This is a genomic window from Zhongshania sp. (assembly GCF_041623545.1).
In the GTDB taxonomy this organism is placed as follows: Bacteria; Pseudomonadota; Gammaproteobacteria; order Pseudomonadales; family Spongiibacteraceae; genus Spongiibacter.
In genome coordinates, this window is sequence record NZ_JBFJWS010000309.1 from 1 (window position 1) to 3,723 (window position 3,723).

The 3,723-nt window shown below is 51.2% G+C and carries 3 protein-coding genes and 1 pseudogene; 2 read left to right on the forward strand and 2 right to left on the reverse strand.

The genetic code is table 11. The features are described 5' to 3' along the window. Positions 1 to 110: pseudogene (locus ABYT30_RS16970) on the reverse strand (elongation factor Ts); the annotation flags it as partial. Between the two features lie 110 nt (positions 111 to 220). After that, entirely contained in the window at positions 221 to 970 is a 750-nt protein-coding gene (rpsB, locus tag ABYT30_RS16975) for a 30S ribosomal protein S2 (protein WP_373097614.1), read from the reverse strand. Between the two features lie 286 nt (positions 971 to 1,256). Here rpsB and map point away from each other — a divergent pair, with 286 nt between their 5' ends. Beyond that, positions 1,257 to 2,054, forward strand: coding sequence for a type I methionyl aminopeptidase (gene map / locus ABYT30_RS16980; protein WP_373083957.1), 798 nt, complete (start codon positions 1,257 to 1,259; stop codon positions 2,052 to 2,054). Between the two features lie 2 nt (positions 2,055 to 2,056). Then, positions 2,057 to 3,723 (forward strand): [protein-PII] uridylyltransferase (gene glnD, locus ABYT30_RS16985; protein ID WP_373097615.1); only part of this gene is annotated, 1,667 nt, incomplete at its 3' end.

Sequence of the window (3,723 nt, forward strand, 5' to 3'; positions counted from 1 at the left end):
ATCGCTAGCTCGATATCGCCATTCGCTTCATTAAGTGCTTTTTTACACTCCATCATGCCAAGGCCAGTGCGATCGCGTAATTCTTTAACCATTGATGCTGATACAGCCATCCTAAAATCCTCATATTTGAGCTTAAGCAAGGCTTTCGACTAAGCCTGCTCAATAGATATCCAAAAAAAGGGGGCCGCGCCCCCTTTCGCAGACTGCTTGGCGGCGAGTATTACTCGGCAGCGCTTTCGCCTTCTGGGCTTGCAGCAACTTCAACAAACTCATCTTTTGCTACAGCGTCGTTGGCGGCGGCGCTAATAGCCACGTCAGCAACAGCAGTAACATAAAGCTTGATGGCGCGAATCGCGTCGTCGTTACCTGGAATAACAAAGTCAACGCCATCTGGGTTGCTATTGGTATCCACGATACCAAAAACTGGGATACCCAGCTTATTGGCTTCTTGAATTGCGATCCGCTCGTGATCAACGTCAATAACAAACAGGGCGTCTGGCAGACCAGCCATATCCTTGATACCACCAATGGAGCGCTCAAGCTTCTCCATATCACGGCGACGCATCAGGGCTTCTTTCTTGGTCAATTTATCAAAAGTACCGTCTAGCTGCTGAGCTTCAAGCTCACGCAAACGACGTACTGATTGACGAATGGTTTTGTAGTTGGTCAGCATGCCACCCAACCAGCGGTGACTTACAAAAGGCATACCAGCGCGGGCTGCCTGCTCACCAATAATCTTGCTTGCAGCACGCTTGGTGCCAACAAACAGGATTTTGTTCTTATTTGCTGCCATCTTAGCAATTGCATCCAACGCGCTATTCATCGCGGGGACAGTGTGCTCAAGATTGATTATGTGGATCTTGTTGCGAGCACCGAAAATATACGGTGCCATTTTTGGGTTCCAGTAACGAGTCTGGTGACCAAAGTGAACGCCGGCTTGCAGCATTTCACGCATGCTTATATGTGACATGATTTTTCCTTAATTAACATCGGGTTACAAACTTGCAGAGACCCCGTAAGCCAACCCCAGCTTTACTGGAGCACCCGGGATTACGTGTCGGTTTCTGCGCGTCATTTAGCCAAAAACAGCCTGAGCCATAATTGGGGCGCGTATTTATACCACAGAGGCCTCGCCACATAAAGCCAAAACCGCTTCAGGCGTTAAAATTCCCTGCCACCTTCGCCACACTATAGGGGATGGTTTACAATAGGCTGTTTTTGGCCGCCCGACACTCCTGTACACCGGTACCCTTGTTATGAATGTAAGCATTAAAACTCCCGAGCAAATTGCCGCCATGCGCATCGCTGGCCGCCTAGCTGCAGACGTCCTTGAAATGATTACCCCCCACGTCAAGCCCGGCATCAGCACTGGGGAATTAGACAAGATCTGCCACGACTATATAGTCAATGTTCAAGATGCCATCCCCGCACCTTTAAATTACAACGGTTTCCCCAAATCGGTGTGCACCTCACTAAACGAAGTGATCTGCCATGGCATTCCATCGGATACCAAAATATTAAAGGATGGCGACATCCTCAACATCGACATCACCGTTATTAAAGACGGCTGGCACGGCGACACCAACCGCATGTTTTACGTCGGCAATGTGCCTGAGCACGCTAAGCGCCTGTGCGTTGTCGCCCAAGAATGCCTGTACCAAGCCATCGACATTGTTCGCCCCGGCTGCAAACTAAGTGATATTGGCACGGTTATCGCCAAGCACGCGCGCGGCAAACACTATAGCGTCGTCGAAGAGTACTGCGGCCACGGTATCGGCCTCGTATTTCACGAAGATCCCCAAGTGCTGCACTACGGCGAGGGCTACAACCGGCGCAATGACCTAGTTTTAAAAGAAGGCATGACCTTTACCATTGAACCCATGATCAATGCCGGCAAAAAACACACCAAACTCAATATAAAAGACGGCTGGACAGTGACCACCAAGGATCGACGCCTTTCCGCTCAGTGGGAACACACCATGGCTGTGACCGCCGACGGCGTTGAGGTCCTCACCGCCCGCCCAGACGAACCCTTTTACCAGGAACTGAAATAAGTATGTCGGCCTTACCGGACGCTCAGCTCCTCAGCCAGCAAGACCCCACAATCAGCAAGCCCATTAAGGTCTACAAAAGCTACCTTAAAGACTTAGCAAAAGAGCTCAAAACAAGATTTGAGGCAAAAGAGAATATTCGCGAGCTCGTTGCGCTGCGCTCTTCGCGCATTGACGCACTCTTGCAAAACATCTGGGCGAGCTACCAGTGGCAGGACGATATCAGCCTAATCGCGGTCGGCGGCTATGGCCGGGGCGAGCTCCACCCCTATTCCGATATCGATTTACTGATTTTGACAAGCGACGACGCCAGCGACTACCGCGACAATATCGAAAGCCTGATCACCCTCCTATGGGATATCAATCTTGAAATTGGTCACAGTGTCAGAACCGTGAGCCAATGCTGCAAGACCGCCGCCGAAGACATTACAGTTGCCACCAACTTAATGGAATCACGGCCACTGGCCGGTAACGACACCCTACATGCAGATTTAATGGCGCTCGTGGGGCCAGATCAAATTTGGCCAAGCAGCGAGTTTTTCCGAGCTAAGTGGGACGAGCAAATCCATCGCCACCGCAAATTTGCGAATTCGGAATACAATCTGGAACCCAACGTCAAAAGCTCCCCCGGCGGTCTGCGCGACATCCAGATGATTGGCTGGGTTGTGAAACGCCACTTTGGCGCGCAATCTATCGACGAACTATTAGAGCGTCAATTTCTCAGCCAGGACGAACTCGACACATTAAAAGAAGGCCAGGATTATTTATGGCGGGTTCGCTTTGCCCTTCACCTGCTTGGCGGTCGCGAAGAAGATCGCCTACTATTTGATCACCAGCGCACCCTTGCTGAGTCCTTCGGCTTTACCGACGGCAACGGCAAACTCGCCGTTGAACAGTTTATGCAGCAGTATTATCGCTGGGCCATGCACCTTGGTGAACTGAACGACGTGCTCATGCAGCATTTCGACGAGACGATATTACGTGCCTGCGAGGCCGAAACGGTATTAGAGATCAACCCGCGCTTCCGCATTCGCAACGGCCATATTGAAGTTGCCAACGACAAAGTCTTCACCAAAACGCCCTCGGCGCTGATGGAAATCTTTGTTTTGATGGCCAACCACGAAGGCATAGACGGCGTGCGGGCCAGCACCATACGGCTGATCAGAAAATCCCGTCACCTGATCGATGACCGCTTCCGCGCCGATCCCAAAAACAAACGTTACTTCCTTGAGTTACTCCGCTCACCAAATCGGGTTGCACTCAATTTACGGCGAATGAAGCGCTTTCGAATTCTTGGCAAATTCATTCCCGCCTTTGCCCACATCGTTGGCCAAATGCAGCACGACCTATTCCATATATACTCGGTGGACGCTCACACCCTGGAACTGATTAAAAACATCAGTCGCTTTCGCTACCCCAGCATGGTCGAGCAATACCCCATGGCCTGCCGAATTATGCAGCGCCTACCCAAGCACGAGCTCCTGTACCTCGCTGGACTATTTCACGACATCGCCAAAGGTCGCGGCGGCGATCATTCCAGCCTCGGCGCAGTCGACGCCCGCGAGTTTTGTGAAAACCTTGGTTTGAACAAACGCGACAGTAATTTAGTGGCATGGCTGGTCGAAAAACACCTTGAGATGTCTTCAGTATCTCAGCGCAAAGACATCCAAGA

What these genes read in the sequence shown, in the direction of transcription:
- rpsB (WP_373097614.1), bottom strand. Translation starts at nt 970, where the DNA reads ATGTCACATATAAGCATGCGTGAAATGCTGCAAGCCGGCGTTCACTTT.
- map (WP_373083957.1), top strand. Translation starts at nt 1,257, where the DNA reads ATGAATGTAAGCATTAAAACTCCCGAGCAAATTGCCGCCATGCGCATC.